This window comes from Streptomyces sp. NPDC032198 (assembly GCF_040636975.1).
Lineage (GTDB): Bacteria > Actinomycetota > Actinomycetes > Streptomycetales > Streptomycetaceae > Streptomyces.
In genome coordinates, this window is the sequence record NZ_JBEZVL010000022.1 from 1 (window position 1) to 25,228 (window position 25,228).

Here is a 25,228-nt window from a genome sequence, read left to right on the forward strand (position 1 = left end):
GGGGGGGTGGTGCGGGCGGCCCGGCGGGGGGGGGGCGGGGGCGGGGGTGGGGGGCGGGGGGGGGGGGGGCGGCGGGGGGGGGGCCCCCCCCCCCCCCCGACGCGGTCGCGGTCGCGGAGCCCGCGACTCCGGCGAGCGCGAGGAACGCGGCGCCCACGGCGACGACTCGGATGAAGGTGGAACGGCGGTGCATGGGAAGCCCCCGTCTGGCTGTGGTCCGCCCGGTCCCTCCGGGCGTGATCCACACTCCCGTGGGCCGGGGCACGGTGCATCGTGCGTGAGGGGGCGGACCCCCTCCGCCGCGCGGTGGGGGACGGGTGGTTCGTGGGGCGGAGACGGGTGGTTCGTGGGGCGGAGACGCCGGGCCCGCCCGACCCCCGTACGGGCGGGACCCTGCGTGATCAGTTGGTCGGGTACGTGAGGTGCCAGGGCTTGACGTCGAAGTCGCCGGTGCCCTTCCTGACCTTCTCGAAGGGGGCCGAGCTCGTGCACTTGGGCAGCTTCTTGGTCCCGTCGGGGCCGCCCACCGCGGCCCAGCTGTAGCCCACGCGGTCGTGCCCGCCCTGGTCGTGGACCGAGAAGCCGACGCGGCCGCCCTTGATGCCCTTGAGGTTCGACGCGGTGATGATGCCGGTGGCCGTGGCGACCTTGCCGCCCGTCATCAGGCAGTCGATGCGGCCCTTCGCCCAGCCGCCCTTGCCGCCCGGCTTGTCCAGGTGGACGAAGCGGAAGGTGCCGGTCGCCTTGTCCGGGCGCATGGTGTGGCGCTTGGCCAGATGGGCGTCGAAGGTGAACGTCACGTCCTCCGTGGTCTTGCGGTAGAGCTTCGCGGTGCCGGTGAGGGCCGCGGCCTCCCGGGCGTGGGTCTGCGAGGCCTGCGAGGTCTGCGAGGCCTGCGAGGCGGCCCTGTGTGGTGTCCCGCCGTCGTCCGACGCCACGGCCGCCCCCGCGGCTCCGGCGCAGATCAGCAGGGCGGTGCCGAGGGCGATCGCGCGGCTGCGGGTGCTGGTCAGGCGGCTGTCGGTGATCCGGCTGAGTGCGTTGCGGCTCACAGGGAGCCTCCGTCCGAAGTGCCGTTCACCCGGTCCTTCCGGGCGAGATCACGGTCTCGCGGCAGGGGGTCCCGGCACGTCCGGCCAGGGTCGGCATTCCGCCTCCGCCGTGCGGCGGGGATCACCCCCGCGCGCCCTGCGCCCGGCGGTGGACAGCGCTACGGCTCCGGTCCCATGCCGCCGCGCAACGAATCGCCGCCGGAGGCCCCGTACGCGCAACGGATCACGCATCTGCCCGCAACGCTCGCGCCTTGTCCGGGCAGGGCCGCCGACCGTACGGTCTAACGGACCCCACCTGCCCCTTCGTACGCCCCGAGGATCCGCCATGCCTGCGCTGCGCACCGCCCTGCTCCAGAGTTCCGGGCAGCTCGGCTCCGTCGCCGAGAACCTCAAGGCGCTCGACGACGCCGCGGGCCGTGCCGCCGCGGCGGGAGCCGGTCTTCTCGTGGCGCCCGAGCTGTACCTCACCGGGTACGCGATCGGCGACGACGTCGCGCGCCTCGCCGAGACCGCCGACGGGGCGTCGGCCACCGCGCTCGCCGAGACCGCCGTACGCCACGGCGTCGCGATCGCCTACGGCTACCCGGAGCGGGACGGGGAGCGGGTCTTCAACTCCGTCCAGCTGATCGGCCCCGACGGCGAGCGCCTGGCGAACTACCGCAAGACCCACCTCTTCGGCTGCTTCGAGCGCGACTCCTTCACCCCCGGTGAGCAGACCGTCGTACAGGCGGAGCTGGGCGGTCTGCGGATCGGCCTGATGATCTGCTACGACGTGGAGTTCCCGGAGAACGTCCGCGCGCACGCCCTCGCGGGCACCGATCTGCTGCTCGTGCCCACGGCCCAGATGCACCCCTTCCAGTTCGTCGCCGAGTCGGTCGTACCGGTGCGGGCCTTCGAGAACCAGATGTACGTCGCCTACGTCAACCGGGTCGGCAAGGAAGGGGAGTTCGAGTTCGTCGGGCTCTCCACGCTGGCCGGTCCCGACGGGGTGGCACGCGTCCGGGCGGGACGCGAGGAGCAGCTCGTGTTCGCCGACGCCGACCCCGTCTTCCTCGCCGCGTCGCGCGAGGCCAACCCCTACCTCCGCGATCGCCGCCCGGGTCTGTACGCGTCCCTGGTCTGACGCCCCCGAGCTCCCCTCTTCTTCTGTCCTGCCGTTCCCGCAAGGAGTCCGTACCCCATGACGTCCACGGTGCCCACCGCCGTCCAGCACACCGACGCGCAGCCGCCGATCACCATGTTCGGTCCGGACTTCCCGTACGCGTACGACGATTTCCTCGCCCACCCGGCGGGCCTCGGCCAGATACCCGCGACCGAGCACGGCACGGAGGTCGCGGTCATCGGCGGCGGCCTGTCCGGCATCATCGCGGCGTACGAGCTGATGAAGATGGGCCTCAAGCCCGTCGTCTACGAGGCCGACCAGATCGGCGGCCGGCTGCGCACCGTCGGCTTCGACGGCTGCGACCCCTCGCTGACCGCGGAGATGGGCGCGATGCGCTTCCCGCCGTCCTCGACGGCGCTCCAGCACTACATCGACCTGGTGGGCCTCAAGACCCAGGCGTTCCCCAACCCCCTCGCGGAGTCGACCCCCTCGACGGTCGTCGACCTCAAGGGCGAGTCCCACTACGCGACGTCCGTCGACGACCTGCCGCAGGTCTACCGCGACGTGATGAACGCCTGGAACTCCTGCCTGGAGGAGGGCGCCGACTTCTCCGACATGAACCGCGCCCTGCGCGAGCGCGACGTACCGAAGATCCGCGAGATCTGGTCCAAGCTCGTCGAGAAGCTCGACAACCAGACCTTCTACGGCTTCCTCTGCGAGTCCGAGGCCTTCAAGTCCTTCCGGCACCGCGAGATCTTCGGCCAGGTCGGCTTCGGCACAGGCGGCTGGGACACCGACTTCCCGAACTCCATCCTGGAGATCCTGCGCGTCGTCTACACCGAGGCCGACGACCACCACCGCGGCATCGTCGGCGGCAGCCAGCAGCTTCCCCTGCGCCTGTGGGACCGCGAGCCGCAGAAGATCGTGCACTGGGCGCCCGGCACGTCCCTGAGCTCGCTGCACGAGGGCGGTCTGCCCAAGCCCGCCGTGACCCGTCTGGACCGCACCGCGGGCAACCGCGTCACCGTCACCGACTCCTCGGGCGACATCCGCACGTACCAGGCGGCGATCTTCACCGCCCAGTCCTGGCTGCTGCTCTCCAAGATCGCCTGTGACGACACGCTCTTCCCCATCGACCACTGGACGGCGATGGAGCGGACCCACTACATGGAGTCCTCCAAGCTGTTCGTGCCGGTCGACAGGCCGTTCTGGCTGGACAAGGCCGTCGACGACAAGGGGAACCCGACCGGGCGTGACGTCATGTCGATGACGCTCACCGACCGCATGACGCGCGGGACCTACCTGCTCGACGACGGTCCGGACAAGCCCGCCGTCATCTGCCTCTCCTACACCTGGTGCGACGACAGCCTGAAGTGGCTGCCGCTGTCGGCGAACGAGCGCATGGAGGTCATGCTCAAGTCGCTCGGCGAGATCTATCCCAAGGTCGACATCCGCAAGCACATCATCGGTAACCCGGTGACCGTGTCGTGGGAGAACGAGCCCTACTTCATGGGCGCCTTCAAGGCGAACCTGCCGGGCCACTACCGCTACCAGCGGCGCCTGTTCACGCACTTCATGCAGGAGACGTTGCCCGAGGACAAGCGGGGTATCTTCCTCGCCGGTGACGACATCTCCTGGACGGCGGGATGGGCCGAGGGCGCGGTCCAGACCGCGCTGAACGCGGTGTGGGGCGTCATGCACCACTTCGGTGGTGCGACCGATGCGACCAACCCCGGGCCGGGCGATGTGTACGACGAGATCGCCCCGGTGGAACTGCCGGAGGACTGATCAGGAGCGCCGTCTCACCTGGGGCGCGTGGGAGTCCGCTGACCGGTTGTGGCCGGTCGCGCAGTTCCCCGCGCCCCTTTGGGCTCTTTACACCCCGGCCGCCCTCGCCGCCTCGTACACCTCCGCTGCCAGGTCCTTCAGCTCTTCGGCGTCCCGTGTGCTGCCCTGGAGTTCGATGAGGATCTCCTCCACGGCTCCCGTCGACGCGTGTGCCTCCAGGTCCTCGACGATCTGCGCGACGCTGCCCTGGAAGGGGGCGCGCTTCTCGCCCTCGTACGCCTTCGCCGTGTACCGCGCGTTCGCCCGCATGACGCTCTGGACCGGTTCCGTGCGGCCCCGCTCGGCGGCCAGTTGCTTCAGGGCCTGGGCCTGTTCCGCCAGCTTTCCGGCGCCCGTGCCCACCGGCATCCAGCCGTCGGCGCGGTCGACGAGCCTGCGCAGGGCGCGCGGGCTGTTGGCGGGCAGCAGGATCGGGACGGGGCGCGCGGGCTTGGGGCCGACCACCGAGGGAGCGATCGTGGTCAGCTCCCCTTCGTACGCCACCGGGTCCGGGCCCCACACCGCGTGGCAGACGTCGATCAGCTCGTCCAGGACCTTGCCGCGCTTCTCGAAGGGCGCCACCGCCGCTGCCGCGTACTCGTCGTGGGACCAGCCCGTGCCGAGACCCGCGACGACCCGGCCGCCGCTCGCCGCGTCAAGGGTGGCCAGCGAGCGCGCCAGCTGGAACGGCACGTGCAGCGGGGCGACCAGGACGCTGGTACCCAGGCGGGCCCGCTCGGTGACGGCCGCGGCCAGGGTCAGCGTGACCAGCGGGTCGGCGACCGAGCGGTACGAGTCGGGCCAGGGCAGGCCCTCGATGCCGTACAGACCCTGGGTCGCGGGCTCGGGGAACAGGATGCGTTCGTAGACCCACAGGCTCTCGTAACCGATGCCCTCCGCCGCGCGGGCGACGGCCGGGACGTCACGTCCGATGCTGTACTGCCGGCCCTGCGGGAGGCTGAGCCCGAGTCGTGTGGCCATGCTGGTGCTCCTTCGCATCCGGGGTCACTGCCTTCAACGTACAGCGATCGGCGGGGAGTTACCCGGTGCGAGCGGGGGAGCGGCCGGATCAGTCCGCCAGGGGCGTGAGCAGCATCCGCCCCACCAGGCCGACCGCTCCGTCCAGGCGCTCCCGGAACTCCTCGGCCACGGCGGGCAGTCCGTCCAGCGCCCGCATCGTCAGGGCTGTCGCCCAGGCGCTGTCCCTGGCCCGCTCCAGGCTCCAGGAGCCCAGCAGGTGGGTGAGCGGGTCGGCGATCTGGAAGAGGTCGGGCCCCGGCATCAGCTGTTCGCGGATGCTCTCCTCCAGCGAGACGAGGATGTCGCCCACGCGGTCGAACTCGTCCTCCAGGTCGGCCGGTTCGCAGCCGAGCGCACGACAGGCGTCCATGACGGCCAGCGGAAGATCGTGCCCGATGTGCGCGTTGATGCCCGCGAGTGCGAACTGCAGGGGGCGTACACCGGGATGGCGCCGGAGCTGGAACAGCGGCCGCCAGCAGGCGGGCGGCCTGCGGTCGGCGGCCACCGCTTCGACCGCCGTCAGATAGCGCTCGGCGAACAGGACGTCCAGCGTGAGAGCGGCTCCGGTGTCAGGGAAACGGCCGCCGTCGAGGTGCCGGGCGACCTCTTCGGTGACGGAGAGATAGACCCGGTTGAAGACCCCGACCCCGTCCCCCGAGGGGAAACCGGCGCCCAGCGCGCGCATCCGCGACACCACGTCGTCAATCCCGTGAGCCGAGCCTGTGAACTCCGCGAACCGCTCCAGCTGCGCCATGGTGGCAGGGTCCCAGTCAGGGGCTTGTCCGCGTGCCACCGCACCGGTCGCGTCCCCAGAACGAGGGAACGGCGACCGTGTGTGCCATGCCTACGACGTGGCGCGCGGCTGAGCGCCGTCGGCGCTCTCGCCGTCCTCGGCCTCGTCGTATGTGGACGTGCCCGAATCGAGCAGCGGCTCCTGCGACTTGAGGTGCGGCGGGGCGAAGGCGCGCAGCACGTGATAGCCGGTGATCACGACGATCGTGCCGAGCGCGATGCCGCTCAGCTCGAAGTTGTCGGAGATCTTCAGGGAGACGCCGCCGACGCCGATGATGATGCCCGCGGCGGCCGGGACGAGGTTCAGTGGATTGCGCAGGTCCACCCCGGCGTTGATCCAGATCTGGGCGCCGAGCAGGCCGATCATGCCGTAGAGGATGACGGTGATGCCGCCCAGGACGCCGCCGGGGATGGCCGCCACGACCGCGCCGAACTTGGGGCAGAGCCCGAAGAGCAGGGCGAAGCCCGCGGCGGCCCAGTACGCGGCCGTGGAGTAGACACGGGTCGCGGCCATCACGCCGATGTTCTCGGAGTACGTCGTGTTGGGCGGGCCGCCCACCGCGGTGGAGAGCATGGACGCGGCGCCGTCGGCGGAGATCGCCGTGCCGAGCTTGCCGTCCAGGTTGTCGCCGGTCATCTCACCGACGGCCTTGACGTGCCCGGCGTTCTCGGCGACCAGCGCGATGACGACGGGCAGCGCGACGAGGATCGCCGACCACTCGAAGCTCGGCGCGTGGAAGGACGGCAGGCCGATCCAGTCGGCGTTGCCGACGGCGGAGAGGTCGAGCCGCCAGTGGTCGACGACCTTGCCCGAACCGTCCGCCGAGTGGATCTTGCCGAAGATCAGGTCGAGGGCCCAGGACAGGGCGTACCCGAAGATCAGCCCGAGGAAGATCGCCACGCGCGAGAAGAATCCGCGCAGGCACACCACGGCCAAACCGGTGAACAGCATCACCAGGAGCGCCGTCCACTGGTCCTGCGGCCAGTACGTGGACGCGGTGACCGGCGCCAGATTGAAGCCGATCAGCATGACGACGGCGCCGGTGACGATCGGCGGCATCGCGGCGTGGATGATCCGCGCCCCGAACTTCTGGACGGCGAGACCCACCAGGAACAGCGCCGCGCCGACCACGAAGACCGCGCCCGTCACGGTGGCGGACGAGCCGCCCTGCGCGCGGATGACGGCGGCCACGCCCACGAAGGACAGCGAGCAGCCCAGGTAGCTGGGCACCCGGCCGCGCGTGGCGAGCAGGAAGATGACCGTCGCGACGCCGGACATCATGATCGCGAGGTTCGGGTCGAGGCCCATCAGGACGGGCGCCACGAACGAGGCGCCGAACATGGCGACCACGTGCTGGGCGCCGAGCCCGAGGGTCCGCGGCCAGGAGAGCCGCTCGTCGGGACGGACGACGGCTCCCGGCGCGGGGGTGCGCCCGTCGCCGTGCAGTCTCCAGCGCACGCCGAGATCCATGGTTCTGTTCCGCCTTCTGTGCGCCCGACCTGTGGGGATGACCCCGTGAGAATGACCTGGAAGATCAGCGCAATGTTAGTGCGGCGTAAGGAGGGCTACCCGCTGGGGCGGATGTCGCGGCGGGGCTCAGGGCCGCGGGCCGGGCGCCGCCGCATCCGCGGGACTGACCGGGGTGGCCTCGCGGCCGCCCGTGCGCAGCACCCCCGCGAACACCGCGAGCCCGCAGGCGAGCACCGTCACCAGGCCGAAGGAGACCACCAGGCTCGTCGCGTCGGCCAGCGTGCCGATCGCCGAGGGGGCGATCAGGCCCGAGGTGTACGTGATGGTGGCGACGCCCGCGATGGCCTGACTCGGATTGGGCCCGCTGCGTCCGGCCGCGGCGAACGCCAGCGGTACCACGACCGCGATGCCAAGCCCGAGCAGCGCGAACCCGCTCATGGCGACCGCCGGATGCGGCGCCACCACCACGAGGAGACCGCCGAGCGCCGCGACCACGCCGCCCACCCGCACCGTGCGCACCGCCCCGAAGCGGTCCACCACCGCGTCGCCCGCGAGCCGGGCGATCGCCATGGTGAGCGTGAAGCCGGTGGTGGACGCGGCGGCGGCACCGGCCGATGTGTCCAGGACGTCCCGCAGATAGACCGCCGACCAGTCCAGGCTCGCGCCCTCCGCGAAGACCGCGCAGAAGCCGACCGCGCCGATCAGGAGCGCCGACTTGGGCGGCAGCGAGAAGCGCGGCGGTGCCTCGTCCTCGGGCTCCGCCTGCAGATCGAGCACGCCCTGACAGGCGACGAGGCCGATCGCGGTGAGGGCCACGGCGGCGAGCGCGTGGTGCAGCCGGGCGTCCGCACCCAGGTGGGCGGCGACCGTGCCGGCCGCCGAGCCGATCAGGGCGCCGACGCTCCACATGCCGTGCAGGCCCGACATGATCGACTTCTTCATGCGGGTCTCGACCTCGACGCCCAGGGCGTTCATCGCCACGTCCGACATGCCCGCCGTCGCGCCGTACACGAACAGGGCGAGGCAGAGCGTGAGCAGGTTCGGCGCGAGCGAGGGGAGGATCAGGGCCATCGTCCACAGGGCGAGCAGCCCGCGCAGCGCCGTACGGGCGCCGAAGCGGTGGCTGACCCAGCCCGCGAGCGGCATCGCCACGGAGGCGCCGATCGCGGGGAAGGCGAGGGCGAGGCCCAGGAGCCCGGCGCTGAGCCCGGTGTGCTCCTGGATCCAGGGCACGCGGGTCGCGAAGGACCCGGTGACGGCGCCGTGCACACAGAAGACGGCGGCCACGGCGTACCGCGCCCGCTTCAACTGCCGTACGTCGTGGACCACTTCACTCATCGATTCCCCGTCCCTCCCCAGGCGTCTCCCCGGTACGGCGACGTAAACTATCAGGAACCCTGCCTGATAAATAGCGCCTTTATGGAAGGATCCCCGGCATGCCCGCATCACCGAGCACCGCCCGGGCCATCAACGACCGGCTCGCCCTGGGGCTCCTGCAGCGCGAAGGGCCGCTGACGGCCAACCAGTTGAAGCAGCTGACCGGCCTGTCCCGGCCCTCGGTCGCCGACCTCGTCGAGCGCCTCCAGGGCTCCGGCCTGATCGCCGTCGTGGGGGAGGCGGGTGCCCAGCGCCGGGGACCCAATGCCCGGCTGTACGGGATCGTCGCCGACCGGGCGCACCTCGCCGCCCTCGACGTACGCACCGACGGCCTCTCCGTGGTCGTCACCGATCTGCTCGGCGCGGTGCTCGCCGAGGCCTCCGCGCCCATCGGCGGCGACACCGGCACCGGACCCGCCGTCGAGCGCGCCGTCACCCTCGTCGAGCGCACCGCACGGGACGGCGGCGTCCAGCGGCTGCACACCATCGCCATCGGCGCCCCCGGCCTCATCGACCCCGCCACCGGCGAACTGCGCGACACCACCTCGCTGCCCGCCTGGCACCGCCGGCTCGCGGGAGCCCTCCAGGAACGGCTCCCGGCCCGCGTCCTCGTGGAGAACGAGACCAACCTCGCCGCCCGTGCCGAACAGCGTGACGGCGCCGCCCACGACCGCGACACCTTCGTCCTCCTCTGGCTCGGCGAAGGCGTCGGTGCCGCCGTCATGCTCGACGGAACCCTGCGCCGCGGGGCGTCCGGCGGCACCGGGGAGATCGGCTTCCTGCCGGTGCCGGGGACGCATGTGCTGCCGTCCGCCACCGGCTGCGAGGGCGGGTTCCACTCGCTGGCCTGCGCCGCCGCGCTCCGTCAACTCGGCGCCGAGTACGGCCTGGTGACGGGGGTCGAGGCCGCGGATCTGGTGCGCCATGCCGTCGAGTCCGAGCACTCCGGTTTCCTGGACGCCGTCGCCGACCGGGTCGCCGTGGGGGCCGCCGCCGTGGCCGCGATCCTCGACCCGGGCTGCGTCGTCCTCGGCGGCGAAGTGGGCCGCGCGGGCGGCGCCGCGCTGGCCGCCCGCGTCGAGGAACGCCTCGCGGCGATGTCACCGCTGCGCACGGAGGTGCGCGCGAGCGCGCTCGGCGGCTCGGCCGTGCTGCGGGGCGCGCTGCTCGCCGCCAGGGACGCGGCACAGGACGAGCTGTTCGGCCCGCGGCACCAGGCCGGTGCCGGTGCCGGTGGACGGGCCGGCGCCCCGCGCTGAGCCCCGGCGGCCGGTCGGAAGCCATGGCGGCCTCGTCACCGCCGGTCAGAGCCCCGTCACGGACCGCTGTGACCCAGGCCACAGGGGCTCGCCCGTATGGGCCTCGATCAGGCGTGGCACACTGGCCACGTACCAAAAGCAGCGCACTCCGGGGTCGGTGTAATTCCGAACCGGCGGTTATAGTCCGCGACCCGGCCGCCTCCAGCGGCCGGTTGACCAGGTGAAATTCCTGGACCGACGGTGAAAGTCCGGATGGGAGGCAGTGCGCGGCGGGCGGGCATTCGTGTTCGTCGCCGAGTGGCTTGTTTTTGGGATACCCGTCTTTTCGGGTTTCCCGGGGAGAGGTCTCGTTTCAGGCGACGCTCCCTGTGTCGCAGTCCGTACGTTCTGTCGTCATCGACAGGCCCCGGAGTCCGTGCCCCATGAGGCAGGAGGACCCGGTGGCCACCGCATCCGCAGCAGCAGCGCACGAACACGAGCGCGCCGCCATGCGCCGCGCCATCACGCTCGCCGCCCGCGGACTCGGCTCCACCAGCCCCAACCCGGTCGTCGGATGCGTGATCGTCAACGCCTCCGGAGAGACCGTCGGCGAGGGCTACCACCAGCGGGCGGGCGGCCCGCACGCCGAGGTCCACGCCCTGCGCGCGGCCGGCGAACAGGCCCGCGGCGCCACCGCCCTGGTCACCCTGGAACCCTGCAACCACACCGGACGCACCGGCCCCTGCGCCCAGGCGCTCATCGACGCCGGCATCGCCCGCGTCGTCTACGCGGTCGGCGACCCGAACCCCGCCGCGACCGGGGGCGCGCAGCGACTGCGTACCGCCGGAGTCGACGTACAGGCGGGCCTTCTGGAAGAGGAGGCCGCGGCGGGCAACGCCGCCTGGCTGACCTCCGTACGCCTCGGCCGCCCGCACGTCACCTGGAAGTACGCAGCCACGCTCGACGGCCGCATCGCGGCCGCCGACGGAACCAGCCGCTGGATCACCTCCGCCGACGCCCGCGCCGACGTCCACCGGCTGCGCGCCGAGTGCGACGCGGTGATCGTCGGGTCCGGCACCCAGCGCGCCGACGACCCCCACCTCGCCGTGCGGGGCGTCGAAGGCGCCGTCCAGCCGCTGCGCGTCGTCGTCGACACGAACGGCACCGCCGTGACGCCCGGCGCCCGCGTCCTGGACGACGCGGCGCCCACGCTCGTCGCCGTCGCCGAGAACGTGACCGCGGAAAGCGAGGCCGAGACGGTGCGCCTGCCGCGCGCGGACGGCGGCCTCGACATCGCGGCCCTCCTCGCCGAGCTGCACACGCGCGGGGTGCGTTCCGTCCTCCTCGAAGGCGGACCGACGCTCGCCGGAGCCTTCGTCGCCGCGGGCGCCGTGGACCGCGTCGTCGCCTATCTCGCCCCCGTCCTGCTCGGCGCGGGCCCCGCCGCCCTCATCGGCGGCGGAATCACGACCATCACCGAAGCGTTGCGGCTCGACGTGAGCGAGACCGTCCGCATCGGCCCCGATCTGCGCGTCACCGCGACCCTCGTAGCGAAGGAGCACTGAAGTGTTCACCGGAATCGTCGAAGAGCTGGGCGAGATCACCGCCGTCGAGAACCTGGACGACGCATCGCGCTTCCGCGTCCGTGGCCCCGTCGTCACCGACGGCGCGAAGCACGGCGACTCCATCGCGGTCAACGGTGTCTGTCTGACGGTCGTGGAGCACGAGGGCGCCGAGTTCACCGCCGACGTGATGGCCGAGACCCTGAACCGCTCCAGCCTGGGCGCGCTCGCCCCGGGCTCGCGGGTCAACCTGGAGCGGCCCACCGCCGTGGGCGACCGCCTCGGTGGCCACATCGTGCAGGGGCACGTGGACGGCACGGGTGAAATCGTGGACCGCAAGCCCTCCGAGAACTGGGAGATCGTCAAGATCTCGCTCCCCGCGGACCTCTCCCGCTACGTCGTGGAGAAGGGCTCCATCACCGTCGATGGCGTCAGCCTCACGGTGGTCGACGCCGGGCCCGACTACTTCACCATCAGCCTCATCCCCACCACCCTCGCCCTGACCACGCTCGGCATCAAGCAGCCCGGCGACCCGGTCAACCTCGAGGTGGACGTCATCGCGAAGTACGTCGAGCGCATGCTCGGCGACCGCGCCCTCCCCGCATCCGCCGCCGCTCCCGCTCAGGAGGCCACGAAGTGAACTGGCTCAACTCCGAAGCCTTCACGGCCTTCGGGCAGCACGTGATCTGGTCCGACATGGTGGGCAACACCGTCGGCCTGATCGCCCTCGCCCTCGGCTGGCGGCGCTCCATATGGACCTGGCCCGCCCAGTTCCTCTCCGGCGTCATCCTCGTCGGCGCCTACGCGTCCGCGCACCTCTCCGGCGGCGTCGGCAAGCAGCTGCTCGTCATCGGCGTAGCCCTCTGGGGCTGGCGGCTGTGGACGAACGGCAAGCAGCAGGCGCAGGACGGCTCCATCGCCGTCCGGTTCGCCACCTGGAAGGAGCGCGGGGTGCTGCTCGGCGGCACGGCCGTCGGCACCCTCGCGGTCGGCGCCCTGTTCGCCGCCGTCCCCGACCTGTCCTGGAACCCCTGGCCCGACGCCTACATCTTCGTCGGCACGCTCGCCGCGATGGTCGCCCAGGCACGCGGCCTGGTCGAGTTCTGGTTCGCCTGGCTCCTGGTCGACGTGGTCGGCGTACCGCTCGCGTTCAGCAGCGGCCTCGCCTTCTCCGGTCTTGTGTATGTCATCTATCTCGCCCTCGTCCTGTGGGGCATGCGCGACTGGTGGCTGCGGTCGCGCACTGTGTCCTCGAAGTCCTCGCAGCCCGTCACGGAAGGAGCCCCGGCATGACCGCGGCACCTGTTTGGTACAGCACGGGTCATGAGGAAGACGCCTCGGACCTGGCCCTCGACCCCGTAGAGGCGGCCATCCGCGACATCGCCGCCGGGCGGCCCGTCGTGGTCGTCGACGACGAGGACCGCGAGAACGAGGGCGACCTCGTCATCGCGGCCGAGAAGGCGACGCCCGAGATCATCGCCTTCATGATGAGCGAGTGCCGCGGCCTGATCTGCGCGCCCATGGAGGGCGACGAGCTGGACCGCCTCCAGCTCCCGCAGATGGTCGAGCACAACACCGAGTCGATGCGGACGGCCTTCACCGTCTCCGTCGACGCGAGCGGTGCGCACGGCGTCACCACCGGCATCTCCGCCGCCGACCGCGCCACCACGCTCCAGATGCTCGCGTCGGGCACGTACGAGCCGACCGATTTCGTGCGCCCCGGCCACATCTTCCCGCTGCGTGCCAAGTCCGGCGGCGTCCTGGTCCGCAACGGCCACACCGAGGCTGCGGTCGACCTGGCCCGCCTCGCGGGCCTGCGCCCGGCCGGCGCGATCGTCGAGATCGCCGGCGAGGACGGCACGATGCTGCGCCTGCCGGAACTGATCCCGTTCGCCCGCAAGCACGGCCTGACGATCATCTCCATCGAGGACCTGATCGCCTACCGCAGCAGCGCCGAGCCCACCGTCCGCCGCGAGGCCGAGGTCCGCCTGCCCACCGCCTTCGGCGACTTCACGGCGTACGGCTACCGCTCCACCGTCGACGGCGTCGAGCACGTCGCCCTCGTCCACGGCGAGATCGGCGAGGGCGACGACGTCCTCGTACGCCTCCACTCCGAGTGCCTGACCGGCGACGTCTTCCACTCCCTGCGCTGCGACTGCGGTCCTCAGCTCGAGGCGTCCATGCGGCGCATCACGGACGAGGGACGCGGCATCGTCGTCTACCTCCGCGGCCACGAGGGGCGCGGCATCGGCCTGCTCTCCAAGCTGCGCGCCTACGAGCTCCAGGAGCGCGGCAGCGACACCCTGGACGCCAACCTGGAACTCGGCCTGCCCGCCGACGCCCGGGACTACGGCGCGGGCGCGCGGATCCTGGACGACCTCGGCGTCCGCAGCGTGCGCCTGATGACGAACAACCCCGACAAGACCGACGCGGTGATCCGGCACGGCCTGAAGGTCACCGGACGCGAGCCCATGGCGGTCAAGGCGGGCGAGCACAACCTCCGGTACCTGCGCACCAAGCGGGACCGGATGGGGCACGACCTGCCGTGGCTGGACACCGCTCCCGAGGTGTCCGCCTGCGGCAATCAGTAAGTACCGGCATACGAGAAGTACGGCATACGAGAACCAGGAGAAGCGCGTGAGCGGCAAGGGTGCACCCGAACTGAGCGTGAAGAACTGCGGAGACCTGCGGGTCGCGGTGATCGCCGCCCAGTGGCACGAGAAGGTCATGGACGGCCTCGTCGACGGCGCGCTGCGCGCCCTGCACGAGCTCGGCATCGACGAGCCGACCGTCCTGCGCGTACCCGGCAGCTTCGAGCTGCCGGTCGTCGCCAAGGTCCTCGCGGGCCGTGGCTACGACGCGATCGTGGCGCTCGGCGTCGTCATCCGCGGCGGAACCCCGCACTTCGAGTACGTGTGCCAGGGCGTCACCCAGGGCCTGACCCAGGTCACGGTGGACACCGGCGTGCCCATCGGCTTCGGCGTCCTCACCTGCGACACCGAGGAGCAGGCCCTGGAGAGGGCGGGCATCGAGGGCTCCCGCGAGGACAAGGGGCACGAAGCGGTCACCGCGGCCGTGGCCACCGCGACCACGCTGCGTACGATCTCCGAACCCTGGCGGTGAACGGGGCCGAGGAGCCGCGTAAAGTAAGCGACATCATGTCCAAGAAGACTTTCGAGGAGCTCTTCACCGAGCTCCAGCACAAGGCCGCCAACGGCGACCCCGCCACGTCGCGCACCGCCGAGCTGGTCGACAAGGGCGTCCATGCCATCGGCAAGAAGGTCGTCGAGGAGGCCGCCGAAGTCTGGATGGCCGCCGAGCACGAGGGCAAGGAAGCCGCGGCCGAGGAGATCTCGCAGCTCCTCTACCACGTGCAGGTGATGATGGTCGCCCGCGGCATCTCCCTCGACGACGTGTACGCCCACCTCTGAGCCGTACACCCCGCAGTCCCCAACTCCCTTCAACGCAAAGGAATCCGTCCTCATGCTGCGCATCGCCGTCCCCAACAAGGGTTCACTGTCCGGACCTGCGTCGGCGATGCTCCATGAGGCCGGATACCAGCAGCGCAAGGAGTCCAAGGAACTCGTCCTGGTGGACCCGGACAACGAGGTCGAGTTCTTCTACCTCCGGCCCAAGGACATCGCGATCTATGTCTCGGCCGGCAAGCTCGACATCGGCATCACCGGCCAGGACCTCCTGATCGACTCCGGCGCGAACGCCGAGACGATCCTGCCGCTCGGCTTCGCACGCTCCACCTTCCGTTTCGCCGCGAAGCCGGGCACGGCGAACACCATCGCGGACCTCGCGGGCAAGACCGTCGCGACCTCGTACGAGGGCATCGTCGCCAAGCACCTCGCGGACAGCGGCATCGACGCCTCCGTCGTCCACCTGGACGGCGCCGTCGAGACCGCCATCGAGCTGGGCGTCGCCCAGGTCATCGCGGACGTCGTGGAGACCGGCACCTCGCTGCGCAACGCGGGCCTCGAAGTGTTCGGCGAGCCGATCATGAAGTCCGAGGCGGTCGTCATCCGGCGCACCGGCGCCGAGAGCGACGACCCGAAGGTGCAGCAGTTCCTGCGCCGCCTGCAGGGCGTCCTGGTCGCCCGCGCGTACGTGATGATGGACTACGACTGCCGGGCCGAGCACCTGGAGCAGGCCGTCGCCCTCACCCCGGGCCTCGAATCGCCGACGATCTCGCCCCTGCACAACGAGGGCTGGGTCGCCGTCCGCTCCATGGTCCCGGCCAAGGAAGCGCAGCGGATCATGGACGACCTGTACGCCATCGGGGCGCGGGCCATCCTGACCACGGCCATCCACGCCTGCCGCCTCTGATCCGGCAGGAGATCCCGCCTCATGTCCGAGCTTCCCGCCCTGCCCGTCACCTTCCGGCCGAGCCGGACCCGGGTCGTCCTGCTCTCCGCGGGTGCCGCGATCTTCGTGGTCCTCACGGTGATCTCCCTGCTCATCCCGGCCCTCAGCCCGGGGGAGCGGATCAGCTTCATCGTCACCGGCGCGCTGCTCTTCGGTGTGCTGATGCTCCTGAGCAGGCCCAAGGTCGTCGCCGACGAGTCCGGCGTGACCGTCGTCAACATCGCCACCAGCAGGCACCTGGCCTGGGCCGAGATCGTCCAGGTCAACCTGCGCCCCGGCGACCCGTGGGTGTTCCTCAACCTCAGTGACGGCACCAGCCTCCCCGCCATGGGCATCCAGCCGGGCATCGCCAAGCAGCGGGCCATCAGCGACGCCCGCGCGCTGCGTGCCCTCGCCGACGCCCACACCCCGCAGGACTGACGCTTCGGGCTGGGTCTTGATTAATCTGGTGGCGGGGCACGCATGGTGTGCCGCCCCGCCCCTGACGGGCCCGCCCGGTCCACAGGGGCTCCTGCTATCCGAGGAGTGACTCCCTCCGGCGATGGACGGTTCGTCCTGTAGTACATGCGCCGCCCCCTCCCGACATACCGGGACCGGACACTCCGGGGAGGCGGCGGCATGACGACTTCCCTGCTGCTTCTCGGGGCGGCATTCCTGCTGATCCTGGCCAACGGCTTCTTCGTGGCCGCCGAGTTCGGGCTCGTCACCGTGGAGCGCCCGGACGCCGAGAAGGCCGCCGCCGAAGGCGACCGACGGGCCGGTACGGTCGTCGACGCCCTCAAGGAGCTGTCCTTCCAGCTCTCCGGCACCCAGCTCGGCATCACCATCACCTCGCTCGTCGTCGGCATGCTCGCCGAACCGGCCCTCGCGCATCTGCTCGCGGGCCCCTTCACGGCGACCGGCCTCCCGGAAGGCGCCGTACCGGGCGTCTCCGTGGTCGTCGGCATGCTCCTGGCGTCCGCCGTGCAGATGGTGATCGGCGAGCTGGTCCCGAAGAACTGGGCGGTGTCCAAGCCGCTCCAGGTCGCGCGGTTCGTCGCGGGCCCCCAGCACGTCTTCTCGCGCCTCTTCAGGCCCGTGATCTCCCTTCTGAACACCACCGCCAACCGGTTCGTACGGCTGCTCGGCGTCGAGCCCGCCGACGAGCTGGCCTCGGCCCGCACCCCCGGTGAACTGGTCTCCCTCGCCCGGCACTCGGCACAGGCCGGCACCCTCGAACAGGACACGGCGGATCTGTTCGTCCGCACGCTGTCCCTCGGTGAGCTGACCGCGCAGCACGTCATGACCCCGCGCGTGAAGGTCAGCGCGCTGCAGACGTCGGCCACCGCCGAGGACGTGGTCAACCTGACCCGCGCCACCGGGCTCTCGCGCTTCCCCGTGTACCGCGAGCGCATCGACGAGATCGTCGGCATGGTGCACCTCAAGGACGCCCTCGCGGTCCCGGCCCACGAGCGCCTGAGGGCACCCGTGAGCCGGATCGCGCAGGCGCCGCTCCTGGTCCCGGAGACGCTGCCCGTGCAGCAGCTCCTTGAGCAACTGCGCAGCCAGCAGCCGATAGCCGTCGTCGTCGACGAGTACGGCGGCACGGCCGGCGTGGTCACCTTGGAGGACATCGTCGAGGAGCTCGTCGGCGAGGTCAGGGACGAGCACGATTTGCTCGACCTGCCCGAGATCGCCGTGGCACCGGCCGAGGACGGCCGCCCCGCCTGGGACGCCGACGGCAGCTGCCGCGTCGACACGCTCCAGCGCATAGGACTCGACGTCCCCGAGGGGCCGTACGAGACCGTGGCCGGGCTCGTCGCCGACCTCCTCGGCCGCATCCCCGCCCCGGGCGACCGTGCCGAGCTCCCGGGCTGGCGGCTCGCGGTGCGCCAGGTGGACCACTACCGCGCCGAGCGCGTACGCCTCGTACGGGCCCCAGAGCACACAGCAGCCACAGAGGGCCCTGAAGCCACAGCGACCATGACCGTGGCGGAGGCCGCCCGATGAGCATGCTCCAACTCCTGTTCGCCCTTCTCCTCGTCCTCGCCAACGGCTTCTTCGTGGGGGCCGAGTTCGCGCTCGTCTCCGTGCGCCGCAGCCAGATCGAGCCGCTGGACGGCAAGCGGGCCCGCCAGGTCCTCTACGGCCTCGAACATCTGCCGCAGATGATGGCGGCCGCCCAATTCGGCATCACCATGTGCTCGTTGACGCTCGGCGCGGTCGCCGAGCCCACCGTCGCGCACCTCCTGGAGCCCGTCTTCGAGGCGGCGCACATCCCCGAGGGGGCGATCCACCCGCTCGGATACGCCATCGCGCTCGCCGTGGTCGTCTTCCTCCATCTCGTCGTCGGCGAGATGGTCCCGAAGAACCTGGCGATGGCCGCACCCGAGAAGACCGCGCTCTGGTTCAGCCCCGGCCTCGTCGCCTTCGCCCGCCTCTGCCGTCCGGTCACGGTGGCGCTCGGGGCGTGCGCGCGGCTCGTCCTGAAGCTCTTCGGGGTCGAGCCCAAGGACGAGGTCGAGGCGGTCTTCACCAGCGAGCAGCTCAACCGGCTCGTCGGCGACTCGGGCCAGGCGGGACTGCTCGACCCCGAGGAGCAGGAGCGCCTGGAGGACGCCCTGGAGCTGGGCTCGCGCCCGGTGACGGACGTCCTGCTCGACCGGGCCTCCCTGGTGACCGTGGGCGCCGGGGTCACCCCGGCCCAGGTCATCGAGCTCACCGGGCGCACCGGCTACTCCCGCTTCCCGGTCTGCGCGGAGAACGGTGCCTTCATGGGCTATCTCCACGTGAAGGACGTACTCGACCTCACCGAGGGAGCGGGGACGGACCGCGCGGTGCCGCAGCAGGTCTGGCGCCCGATGACGACGCTGCGCGCCGAACTCCCCCTGGACGACGCCCTGACGGTGATGCGCCGGGCCGCGACGCACCTGGCGCAGGTCGCGGACGCCTCGGGCAAGGTGCTCGGCCTGGTCGCCCTGGAGGACGTACTGGAACTCCTGGTCGGCGAGGTCCGTGACCCCGCCCACCGGGTCGCCGTGCCCCGCAAGCCCCAGGAGACGGCCCGGGCGGCGAAGGACGGCGCCCTGGTCTGACCCGGCGGGGCGAGGGCAGCGGGACCCGGGTGTCAGATGCCCGGCGGGTTCTGCGGCCCCCGCCCCGAGAGCACCTCTCCGTACGCCTGCATCAGGTCCGGCAGCCGCAGGGTCGACAGGTCGTCGCGGTTCGGCTGGCCGGGATAGCCGGAGAGCCGCAGGTCACGGTAGGCGCAGCTCTTCTCGTAGAGGGTGCGCAGGAAGCGGCCGTTGCCCAGCTCGTCGATCCAGGACTGGTCGACGACGTGCCCGCTGATGGAGCGCAGCTCGTCGAGCGCCTCCTCGTCCCACACGTCGCCGTTGTCGGCGGCGAGCACCTCGCCGATGGAGGTGAGCTCCAGGGGGCGGTACGAGGGGAAGTCCACGCGGGTCGTGAAGCGGGACGACAGGCCGGGGTTGGCGGCGAGAAGACGGTCCATGCCCTCGGGGTAGCCCGCGAGGATCACGACCAGGTGGTCGCGGTTGTCCTCGGCGCGCTTGAGCAGGACCTGGAGGGCCTCGTCGCCGTACGCGTCGCCCTTGCCGTACCCCGTGTTGGACAGGGAGTACGCCTCGTCCACGAAGAGGACGCCGCCGATCGCCGAGTCGATCAGTTCGTTGGCCTTCACGGCGGTCTGGCCCAGGTACTCGCCGACCAGGTCGGCGCGCTGCGCCTCCACCAGGTGGTCGCCGCCGAGCAGGCCGAGCGCGTAGAACGCGCGCCCCAGGATGCGGGCCACGGTGGTCTTGCCGGTGCCAGAGGGGCCGGAGAAAACGAAGTGTCGTTTCGGCGGCTGTACGGGGAGCCCCTGCGCGGCACGCAGGCGCGCCATGTTCAGCTGCGCCGAGAGGGCCTTGACCTGCCGTTTGACCGGTTCGAGGCCGACCATCCCCTCCAGTTCGGCGAGCGCGGCCTCCAGGAGGGCGGGGTCGGTCGGTCCCGGCGGCAACTGCGGCAGTCCCGGCTGGATGGGGATCACGGCCTTCTCGCGCACCGAGTCGGTCTCGGCGGGGCCGCCGGTGGACGGCAGCTCCGGCTCGGTGACCTTCAGGTCGCGGCCCTCCGTACCGAAGAGCGGATCGATCCCGTCGGGCCCGTCCATCGCGTCCTGCCCGAAGCCGGTCAGGGCGATCGCCGCCAGGTCGGTGACCTCGTCGTACCCGTCGCCCTCGGAGATCGCCGCGAGCCGCGCGGAGGTGTCCATGAAGGAGGGGTCCACCCGGTGCACCGCACGGTAGAGCGGCAGGGCCGCCGCCGAGCGGCCCGTGCCCTCGTGCGCGCGGGCCAGCCAGTAGCGCAGCTCCTTGCGCTGCGGCTGCTCGCTGCGGCACCGCATCAGTGCGGAGGACAGGAGCGGCTCGGCCTGGCCGTACATCTCCAGGCGTACGCGGGCCATGCCTCCGAAGAGACCGGCCTCGATGCCCAGCATCGCGTCGTCGATCAGTGAGTCCGTGTGCCGGACCAGCTGTTCCCAGTCCTTGACCAGATAGGACCGGCAGGCGTGCAGGAAGCGCACCTGCGGATCCGCGTCGACCGGCGGCAGCCCCGCCAACGCCCGGTCGAGCTCCGGGACATGACGGCCGTCGAGCCAGTGCGAGGCGTGCGCGAGCAGCAGGTCGCGCGTGCTCTCCAGGACCGGCTGCACCCACCAGCCGAGCCAGTACCAGGAATTGAGCGTGCGCCCGTGCCGGGTGCGCTGTTCCCCGAACCTGTCCCGGTGCTGGAACATCCGCAGGAGCGCCGTCGTCGTGTCGATGCGCAGCGCGTGCAGTCCGAGCCAGCCGTCGGCCATCCCCGGATCCATCCGGACCGCGGCCCGGAATTCCTCCTCCGCCTGCGGATAGGCGCCCATCGTGTAGGCGTCGACGCCCCTCAGCCAGGCGAGGTCGGCCGGGGCGGGTGAGCCCACCGCGTCGAAGTCCATCACGTCCCCCACAAACCGTGCCCCCGTTTGTGTACCGCCGGACCGGTGCCCGTCGGCAACTTCGCTGAACCGCCGTGCTGCGGACGGACGTTGAAACGGTGCGCCGAGCAGCCGTCCGTAAGTCGCACCGAAAGGCATCGTACCTGCGGGGGAGCACTCGGCCGTAGGGTGCCGCAGTGCCGGATCGGGCAGGTGAAGGGGACGGCATCGTCACCCAGGGTGAGTGAAGGACGGCTCGCAGCGTCCGAAATGCGAGGTCGGGGGGCAGAACGAAGCCCCCGATCACGGGGGAACAACCGGGGGCTTCGCGTCTGCGGGCGGTCTCGAAAGGCCGCACATTCAGAACGTAAGTCCTGTAAGGGCCCTCGGTCAAGCCGAGTTGAGGCACTCATGAAAACTGGCGCGAACTTCTGGGAGCGCTCTTTGCGAGGTTCAGCGGACCGCCGACGGTCCATCACCCTGAGTGACGGTTTGGCTCTGCGCAGCCGTCGCATTGGGCCCCCGCAGTACCTCATAACCCTCGCGCCACTGTCGCACCAAAGACTGGGCAAAGGGGCGCGAAGGGTCTTCCGTGAAGTGCCGGCGCTCCGCCGGTTCCCAGCCGTCCCAGAAGTCGCTCTGGACCGCTCCGTCCCGGTGGCGCCCCCTGGCCCATGAATCGCCCTGGGGCAGCTCCATCCACAGCAGCCGCGCCAGGAACGGGCGCAGCGCGCGGCGACCCGCGCCGACCCCCTCGACGAGGACCACGGGCGCGGGCGGCAGGGTGCGGCTCCGGGGGCCGAAACGGCGCGCATGCCAGTCGTACGTCTCGTAGTGCGCGCTCTCGCCCCGTGAGAGCGGCACGATGACCTGCCGCCGCAGCCGCTCCGTCCAGTCGAACAGCGCGTCGTGGCTCGCGATGTCGTCGAGGCGCAGGACGGGCGCACCGCCCAGGGCGTCGGCGAGGCGGTCGGCGAAGGTCGACTTGCCGGAGCCCGCGTGCCCGTCGACCGCCACGAGGCGGACGGGGCCGCAGGAGGGCGGCAGGCGCAACAGCTCCGCCGCGACGCGGGACAGGGGAGTGGCGTGTGCGGTCATCGCCTCAAGCGTACGGGTGCGGAATCCCCCGCTCCGCGCGCCGTCGCAGCTCACGCCAGTGGTCGAGGCCAATATTGGCGGACACGGTGGTGGTCGAAGCGCTGGCAGAAATCGGCGTGGAGCGGCCATAGTTGGCCTACCGCCCTGCACCTGACCTGCCCCTTCCGGAACCCTCCGGAACCCACGTCGACTGGGGGTCCCGCCATGGACCGAGCTGATGACATGTCCCGCAGAACCGTCCTCACCGCCGCCGCGGCCGTGGCGGCGCTTGCCGCCACCGCGGGCCCGGCGCTCGCATCGGGCGGCCCCGGCGCCGCTCCGCGCGCGAAGCGACCGGTGAGCAACCGCTTCTGGACCTCGCACGCGGACTGGAGCGCCGGCACCGCCGACGGCACCCGCGCCGTGTCCGGAACCCGTCCCGGCGTGCAGATCGCCGAGGCCGCAGGCCGCATCGATTACGCCGATCCGCACACCGGCAAGACCGCCACCTGGGAGTACGCCCGGTGGACCTCGCCCGTGCACCGTCCGGACGTCCCCGCGACGGAGGTCGTCGCCTCCTGGAACGCCCGTACGCCCACCGGCACGTGGCTCCAGGTCGAGCTCCAGGGCACGTATTCGGACAAGAAGAAGACTCCTTGGTACGTCCTCGGCCGCTGGACCTCGGGCGACGACAAGGAGAAGGACATCCGCCGTACGTCGCTCGACGACCAGAGCGACGGAAAGTCGAGCATCTGGACGGACACCTTCTCCATCGACGACACGACGACGGGCCTGCGCCTCACCTCGTACAAGCTGCGTCTGACCCTGTACCGCAAGCCGGGCGCCACCGAGACCCCCACGGTGTGGCGGCTCGGCGCGATGGCGTCCGCCGTGCCCGACCGCTTCACCGTCCCCGCGTCCAAGCCGGGCCTCACCAAGGAACTGAAGGTCCCGCGCTACTCGCAGGAGATCCACGCGGGTCAGTACCCGGAGTACGACAACGGCGGCGAGGCCTGGTGCAGCCCCACCTCCTCGCAGATGATCATCGAGTTCTGGGGCCGCGGGCCGACCGAGGCCGACCTCGCCTGGGTCGACCCGTCCTACGCCGACCCGCAGGTGTGCCACGCGGCCCGGTACACCTTCGACTACCAGTACGCGGGCTGCGGCAACTGGCCCTTCAACGCGGCCTACGCGTCGACGTACAAGGACATGCAGGGCGTCGTCACCCGTCTCGCCTCGCTCACCGAGCTGGAGTCGCTGATCGCCGCGGGCATCCCGGCCATAACGTCCCAGTCGTTCCTCAAGGAGGAGCTGACGGGCGCCGGTTACGGCACGGCGGGCCACCTGATGACGGTGATCGGCTTCACGTCGACGGGCGACGTGATCGCCAACGACCCGGCATCACCGACCAATGAGGCGGTGCGCCGGGTCTACAAGCGGCGCGAGTGGGAGAACATCTGGCTCCGCACGAAGCGCTACAACTCCACGGGCAAGGTCGTCTCCGGCACGGGAGGCGTCTGCTACCTGTACTTCCCGGCAAAGCTCTCCGCGAAGCAGAGGGCGGCGCTGGCGGGCGTGGGGATCCACTGAGGCAGCACGCACGAAGACCCCCTCTCCACGCGTGGGGAGGGGGCCTCTGCGCAGCCCGGCCATCGAGCCGCTATCGAGCCGTCCCAGGGAGCCGCAGCGTCCGCGCGAAGTCGTCCAGGGGCTCCAGGGCCGCGGCGATCACTTCCGGATCGTCGTGGTGCCCGCGGAGGCAGACGTCGGGGAGGCCGGGCGGGGTGTGCCAGTGGTAGGTCACCGAGGTCATCATGATGGTGCTGTCCGCGGGGTAGGAACGGGTGACACGGACCCCGTCGTCGCCCAGGTACGGGGAGGCGATGGCAACGCTGCCGGTTCGTTGCTGCCACTCGGGGATGTCCGGGTGCGGCACGGTGGGCGCGGTGAGCCCCTCACAGGAGGCCGCGTCGGGGGCCTCGCAGTGGATGCGGGTGGCGTGCACCACCAGCGGCATGCTGGTCAGCGGAACGGGGTGGTAGATGAACGCCTCGTCGGCCTTGAGCTTGTCCCGGAGCGTCGTCAGCGTCTGCTCGTAGAAGTCCTTGTGGAATCTGCGGAGTTTGCGGGTGAGTTCGATGTTGTGGACGGCTGCCAGGCCGGTCAAGTGCAGGTTGAGCCATTCCTTGAAGGTCTTCTTGTCGATCTGTAGGTGCAGATAGCCCCAGAGGCCTGGGTTGGCATCCGTGTCGATGTGGAGCGGGGCGCCGAGGTCGGTGCTCCACAGGGTGCCTTCGGACATGAGGGGTCTCTTTCGTCGGGGGCGCGGCAGAGGGGAGCCTTCAGGCATAGCTCCAGCGGAAGGTGCTCATGACGGCGTCGAACAGCTCCACGAGGGTGTCGTGGAAGGCGGGGTCCGAGCCGGGTGCGATCAGGGCGCTGAACGAGAAGGTGAGGTACTGGTCGGGGGTGCTCTCCGGGATCGGCACGAAATACTCGACCTGGCGGTGAGCGACGTCGACGCCCTGCGCGGGATCGGCGGGGACCTCGCGCTCCGAGCGCAGCGCCGCGGTCTCGTCGAGCTCCCGCACCTCGGCTCCGGGAGTCTCGGAGGCGAGCGCGAGCAGGACCGCTTCCGGGCCGCTCTCGGGCCTGACCCGCGGAATCTCGATCGGTTCGGAGGCGACGATCGAGACGGGCAGCGCGACGCCGTGGAGGCGTTCGGTGGGGAGGTAGAGAGTCATCCCGCCCTTGGCGCCGGCCCGGCGGACGACCTTCTTCATCTCCTGGGTCAGCTTCAGCCGGGCCTTTGGGATGTCGTCCTTGGGAAAGCCGACGGGCAGCTGCGAGATCGCCTTGCGGACGATGCGGTCCATCGCTTCCTGGGTGCCCGTGTCCAGCGGAATCGCGTCCCAGCCGGGCGGCGGCACCAGGTTGAAGCCGGTCGGGGTCCGACGGTGCTCAGCGCTGCTCATGGCGTTCCCGCATCCCTTCCACGGCAAAGGCGGCGCCGACGAAGAGCGCCCAGGCCGGGGCGGCGATCATGCCCGGCCAGAAACCGAAGAACAGCGAGGGCAGGAAGAAACCGCCGCCCATGGCGAGATCCCGGGTGAGGTAGGGCGGACGGCCCGCGTACCGGGGGAACTTCGCGAAGACCCACACGTAGTGAAGGAGACAGCCGACGATCCCGGCCTCATAGACGTAAAGGACGTCGTTCGCCAGGGACTTCGGCACCAGGATCATGATCCCCAACACCGGCAGGAACAGCGGCATTCCGATGAGCAGGGTCAGCCGGAGCCGCCGGTTGGGGCCGGTGCCGAGACCGGTGCGGCCGGCTTCGGCCTCGGCAATGCGTTGCGCCGAGTACAGGTCCATGGTCATT

Annotated in this window: 24 protein-coding genes and 1 riboswitch; of the genes, 14 read left to right on the top strand and 10 right to left on the bottom strand. The window is 71.2% G+C overall.

Annotated elements, in window-relative coordinates; all coding sequences use genetic code 11:
• Window positions 1-401 precede the first annotated feature (401 nt).
• Entirely contained in the window at window positions 402-1,052 is a 651-nt protein-coding gene (locus tag AB0E78_RS39540; protein ID WP_361843832.1) for a Repetin, read from the bottom strand.
• Between the two features lie 334 nt (window positions 1,053-1,386).
• On the opposite strand from AB0E78_RS39540, the gene AB0E78_RS39545 reads away from it, so the two are divergent.
• Entirely contained in the window at window positions 1,387-2,175 is a 789-nt protein-coding gene (locus AB0E78_RS39545) for a carbon-nitrogen hydrolase family protein (protein WP_361844042.1), read from the top strand.
• 57 nt (window positions 2,176-2,232) lie between these two features.
• Window positions 2,233-3,942 (top strand): NAD(P)/FAD-dependent oxidoreductase, encoded by a 1,710-nt coding sequence (locus AB0E78_RS39550; RefSeq protein ID WP_361843834.1) that lies wholly within the window; start codon window positions 2,233-2,235, stop codon window positions 3,940-3,942.
• Window positions 3,943-4,029: 87 nt separating this feature from the next.
• Here the strand turns inward: AB0E78_RS39550 and AB0E78_RS39555 are convergent, their stop codons facing one another.
• From AB0E78_RS39555 to AB0E78_RS39570, 4 genes are all read right to left on the bottom strand, one after another.
• Window positions 4,030-4,962 carry an LLM class F420-dependent oxidoreductase gene (locus tag AB0E78_RS39555; protein ID WP_361843836.1) on the bottom strand — a complete coding sequence of 311 codons (933 nt, stop codon included), beginning with the start codon at window positions 4,960-4,962 and terminating at the stop codon, window positions 4,030-4,032.
• Window positions 4,963-5,050: 88 nt separating this feature from the next.
• Window positions 5,051-5,755, bottom strand: coding sequence for a DUF5995 family protein (locus tag AB0E78_RS39560; protein WP_361843839.1), 705 nt, complete (start codon window positions 5,753-5,755; stop codon window positions 5,051-5,053).
• 90 nt (window positions 5,756-5,845) lie between these two features.
• Complete coding sequence (locus AB0E78_RS39565; RefSeq protein WP_361843842.1) at window positions 5,846-7,264, bottom strand: solute carrier family 23 protein; 1,419 nt, start codon at window positions 7,262-7,264, stop codon at window positions 5,846-5,848.
• A 126-nt stretch (window positions 7,265-7,390) separates the two neighbouring features.
• Window positions 7,391-8,602 carry an MFS transporter gene (locus tag AB0E78_RS39570; RefSeq protein WP_361843844.1) on the bottom strand — a complete coding sequence of 404 codons (1,212 nt, stop codon included), beginning with the start codon at window positions 8,600-8,602 and terminating at the stop codon, window positions 7,391-7,393.
• Between the two features lie 98 nt (window positions 8,603-8,700).
• Here AB0E78_RS39570 and AB0E78_RS39575 point away from each other — a divergent pair, with 98 nt between their 5' ends.
• From AB0E78_RS39575 to AB0E78_RS39625, 11 genes are all read left to right on the top strand, one after another.
• Window positions 8,701-9,900 (top strand): ROK family transcriptional regulator, encoded by a 1,200-nt coding sequence (locus AB0E78_RS39575; RefSeq protein ID WP_361843847.1) that lies wholly within the window; start codon window positions 8,701-8,703, stop codon window positions 9,898-9,900.
• Between the two features lie 139 nt (window positions 9,901-10,039).
• A riboswitch (FMN riboswitch) is annotated at window positions 10,040-10,170 on the top strand.
• 218 nt (window positions 10,171-10,388) lie between these two features.
• On the top strand, window positions 10,389-11,444 hold the full coding sequence (gene ribD / locus AB0E78_RS39580) for a bifunctional diaminohydroxyphosphoribosylaminopyrimidine deaminase/5-amino-6-(5-phosphoribosylamino)uracil reductase RibD (RefSeq protein ID WP_361844044.1): 1,056 nt from the start codon (window positions 10,389-10,391) through the stop codon (window positions 11,442-11,444).
• A 1-nt stretch (window position 11,445) separates the two neighbouring features.
• Window positions 11,446-12,081 carry a riboflavin synthase gene (locus AB0E78_RS39585; protein ID WP_361843849.1) on the top strand — a complete coding sequence of 212 codons (636 nt, stop codon included), beginning with the start codon at window positions 11,446-11,448 and terminating at the stop codon, window positions 12,079-12,081.
• Between the two features lie 56 nt (window positions 12,082-12,137).
• On the top strand, window positions 12,138-12,734 hold the full coding sequence (locus tag AB0E78_RS39590) for a nicotinamide mononucleotide transporter family protein (RefSeq protein ID WP_361844047.1): 597 nt from the start codon (window positions 12,138-12,140) through the stop codon (window positions 12,732-12,734).
• Window positions 12,731-14,032: a bifunctional 3,4-dihydroxy-2-butanone-4-phosphate synthase/GTP cyclohydrolase II gene (locus AB0E78_RS39595; protein WP_361843852.1), complete on the top strand. Its 1,302-nt coding sequence runs from the start codon at window positions 12,731-12,733 to the stop codon at window positions 14,030-14,032. Before AB0E78_RS39590 ends, AB0E78_RS39595 begins: the two co-directional genes overlap by 4 nt.
• A 46-nt stretch (window positions 14,033-14,078) precedes the next feature.
• Window positions 14,079-14,564 (top strand): 6,7-dimethyl-8-ribityllumazine synthase, encoded by a 486-nt coding sequence (gene ribH, locus AB0E78_RS39600; protein ID WP_361843855.1) that lies wholly within the window; start codon window positions 14,079-14,081, stop codon window positions 14,562-14,564.
• Window positions 14,565-14,599: 35 nt separating this feature from the next.
• A complete protein-coding gene (locus tag AB0E78_RS39605) occupies window positions 14,600-14,872 on the top strand; it encodes a phosphoribosyl-ATP diphosphatase (protein ID WP_055564821.1) in 273 nt (90 codons plus the stop codon).
• 52 nt (window positions 14,873-14,924) lie between these two features.
• Complete coding sequence (gene hisG, locus AB0E78_RS39610) at window positions 14,925-15,773, top strand: ATP phosphoribosyltransferase (RefSeq protein ID WP_361843858.1); 849 nt, start codon at window positions 14,925-14,927, stop codon at window positions 15,771-15,773.
• 21 nt (window positions 15,774-15,794) lie between these two features.
• On the top strand, window positions 15,795-16,232 hold the full coding sequence (locus tag AB0E78_RS39615) for a PH domain-containing protein (protein ID WP_361843861.1): 438 nt from the start codon (window positions 15,795-15,797) through the stop codon (window positions 16,230-16,232).
• A 198-nt stretch (window positions 16,233-16,430) separates the two neighbouring features.
• Window positions 16,431-17,801, top strand: a complete 1,371-nt coding sequence (locus tag AB0E78_RS39620) for a hemolysin family protein (protein ID WP_361843864.1) — start codon at window positions 16,431-16,433, stop codon at window positions 17,799-17,801.
• Entirely contained in the window at window positions 17,798-18,886 is a 1,089-nt protein-coding gene (locus AB0E78_RS39625; protein WP_361843866.1) for a hemolysin family protein, read from the top strand. Before AB0E78_RS39620 ends, AB0E78_RS39625 begins: the two co-directional genes overlap by 4 nt.
• Window positions 18,887-18,918: 32 nt before the next feature.
• Here the strand turns inward: AB0E78_RS39625 and AB0E78_RS39630 are convergent, their stop codons facing one another.
• Both AB0E78_RS39630 and AB0E78_RS39635 read right to left on the bottom strand, forming a co-directional pair.
• Window positions 18,919-20,790, bottom strand: coding sequence for an AAA family ATPase (locus AB0E78_RS39630; protein ID WP_361843869.1), 1,872 nt, complete (start codon window positions 20,788-20,790; stop codon window positions 18,919-18,921).
• A 432-nt stretch (window positions 20,791-21,222) separates the two neighbouring features.
• Complete coding sequence (locus AB0E78_RS39635) at window positions 21,223-21,867, bottom strand: hypothetical protein (RefSeq protein WP_361843872.1); 645 nt, start codon at window positions 21,865-21,867, stop codon at window positions 21,223-21,225.
• Between the two features lie 204 nt (window positions 21,868-22,071).
• Between AB0E78_RS39635 and AB0E78_RS39640 the strand changes: the two genes are divergently transcribed.
• A complete protein-coding gene (locus AB0E78_RS39640; RefSeq protein WP_361843875.1) occupies window positions 22,072-23,436 on the top strand; it encodes a peptidase C39 family protein in 1,365 nt (454 codons plus the stop codon).
• 70 nt (window positions 23,437-23,506) lie between these two features.
• On the opposite strand, the gene AB0E78_RS39645 is transcribed toward AB0E78_RS39640, so the two are convergent.
• From AB0E78_RS39645 to AB0E78_RS39655, 3 genes are read right to left on the bottom strand one after another with little or no spacing between them, the layout of a single operon-like run.
• Complete coding sequence (locus AB0E78_RS39645; RefSeq protein ID WP_361843878.1) at window positions 23,507-24,148, bottom strand: hypothetical protein; 642 nt, start codon at window positions 24,146-24,148, stop codon at window positions 23,507-23,509.
• Window positions 24,149-24,188: 40 nt separating this feature from the next.
• Entirely contained in the window at window positions 24,189-24,821 is a 633-nt protein-coding gene (locus tag AB0E78_RS39650; protein ID WP_361843881.1) for a hypothetical protein, read from the bottom strand.
• The gene (locus tag AB0E78_RS39655) at window positions 24,808-25,221 is read right to left on the bottom strand and encodes a hypothetical protein (protein WP_361843883.1); all 414 of its coding nucleotides are present in this window, start codon (window positions 25,219-25,221) and stop codon (window positions 24,808-24,810) included. Before AB0E78_RS39655 ends, AB0E78_RS39650 begins: the two co-directional genes overlap by 14 nt.
• Window positions 25,222-25,228 lie beyond the last annotated feature (7 nt).

Bases quoted from the DNA above. Each gene is read 5' to 3' on its own strand.
- AB0E78_RS39655 (WP_361843883.1), bottom strand. From the start codon at position 25,221: ATGGACCTGTACTCGGCGCAACGCATTGCCGAGGCCGAAGCCGGCCGC.
- AB0E78_RS39590 (WP_361844047.1), top strand. From the start codon at position 12,138: ATGGTGGGCAACACCGTCGGCCTGATCGCCCTCGCCCTCGGCTGGCGG.
- AB0E78_RS39570 (WP_361843844.1), bottom strand. From the start codon at position 8,602: ATGAGTGAAGTGGTCCACGACGTACGGCAGTTGAAGCGGGCGCGGTAC.
- AB0E78_RS39645 (WP_361843878.1), bottom strand. From the start codon at position 24,148: ATGTCCGAAGGCACCCTGTGGAGCACCGACCTCGGCGCCCCGCTCCAC.
- AB0E78_RS39630 (WP_361843869.1), bottom strand. From the start codon at position 20,790: ATGGACTTCGACGCGGTGGGCTCACCCGCCCCGGCCGACCTCGCCTGG.
- AB0E78_RS39605 (WP_055564821.1), top strand. From the start codon at position 14,600: ATGTCCAAGAAGACTTTCGAGGAGCTCTTCACCGAGCTCCAGCACAAG.
- AB0E78_RS39595 (WP_361843852.1), top strand. From the start codon at position 12,731: ATGACCGCGGCACCTGTTTGGTACAGCACGGGTCATGAGGAAGACGCC.
- AB0E78_RS39560 (WP_361843839.1), bottom strand. From the start codon at position 5,755: ATGGCGCAGCTGGAGCGGTTCGCGGAGTTCACAGGCTCGGCTCACGGG.
- ribD (WP_361844044.1), top strand. From the start codon at position 10,389: ATGCGCCGCGCCATCACGCTCGCCGCCCGCGGACTCGGCTCCACCAGC.
- AB0E78_RS39555 (WP_361843836.1), bottom strand. From the start codon at position 4,962: ATGGCCACACGACTCGGGCTCAGCCTCCCGCAGGGCCGGCAGTACAGC.
- AB0E78_RS39575 (WP_361843847.1), top strand. From the start codon at position 8,701: ATGCCCGCATCACCGAGCACCGCCCGGGCCATCAACGACCGGCTCGCC.
- AB0E78_RS39565 (WP_361843842.1), bottom strand. From the start codon at position 7,264: ATGGATCTCGGCGTGCGCTGGAGACTGCACGGCGACGGGCGCACCCCC.
- hisG (WP_361843858.1), top strand. From the start codon at position 14,925: ATGCTGCGCATCGCCGTCCCCAACAAGGGTTCACTGTCCGGACCTGCG.
- AB0E78_RS39635 (WP_361843872.1), bottom strand. From the start codon at position 21,867: ATGACCGCACACGCCACTCCCCTGTCCCGCGTCGCGGCGGAGCTGTTG.
- AB0E78_RS39650 (WP_361843881.1), bottom strand. From the start codon at position 24,821: ATGAGCAGCGCTGAGCACCGTCGGACCCCGACCGGCTTCAACCTGGTG.
- AB0E78_RS39625 (WP_361843866.1), top strand. From the start codon at position 17,798: ATGAGCATGCTCCAACTCCTGTTCGCCCTTCTCCTCGTCCTCGCCAAC.
- AB0E78_RS39620 (WP_361843864.1), top strand. From the start codon at position 16,431: ATGACGACTTCCCTGCTGCTTCTCGGGGCGGCATTCCTGCTGATCCTG.
- AB0E78_RS39550 (WP_361843834.1), top strand. From the start codon at position 2,233: ATGACGTCCACGGTGCCCACCGCCGTCCAGCACACCGACGCGCAGCCG.
- AB0E78_RS39640 (WP_361843875.1), top strand. From the start codon at position 22,072: ATGGACCGAGCTGATGACATGTCCCGCAGAACCGTCCTCACCGCCGCC.
- AB0E78_RS39615 (WP_361843861.1), top strand. From the start codon at position 15,795: ATGTCCGAGCTTCCCGCCCTGCCCGTCACCTTCCGGCCGAGCCGGACC.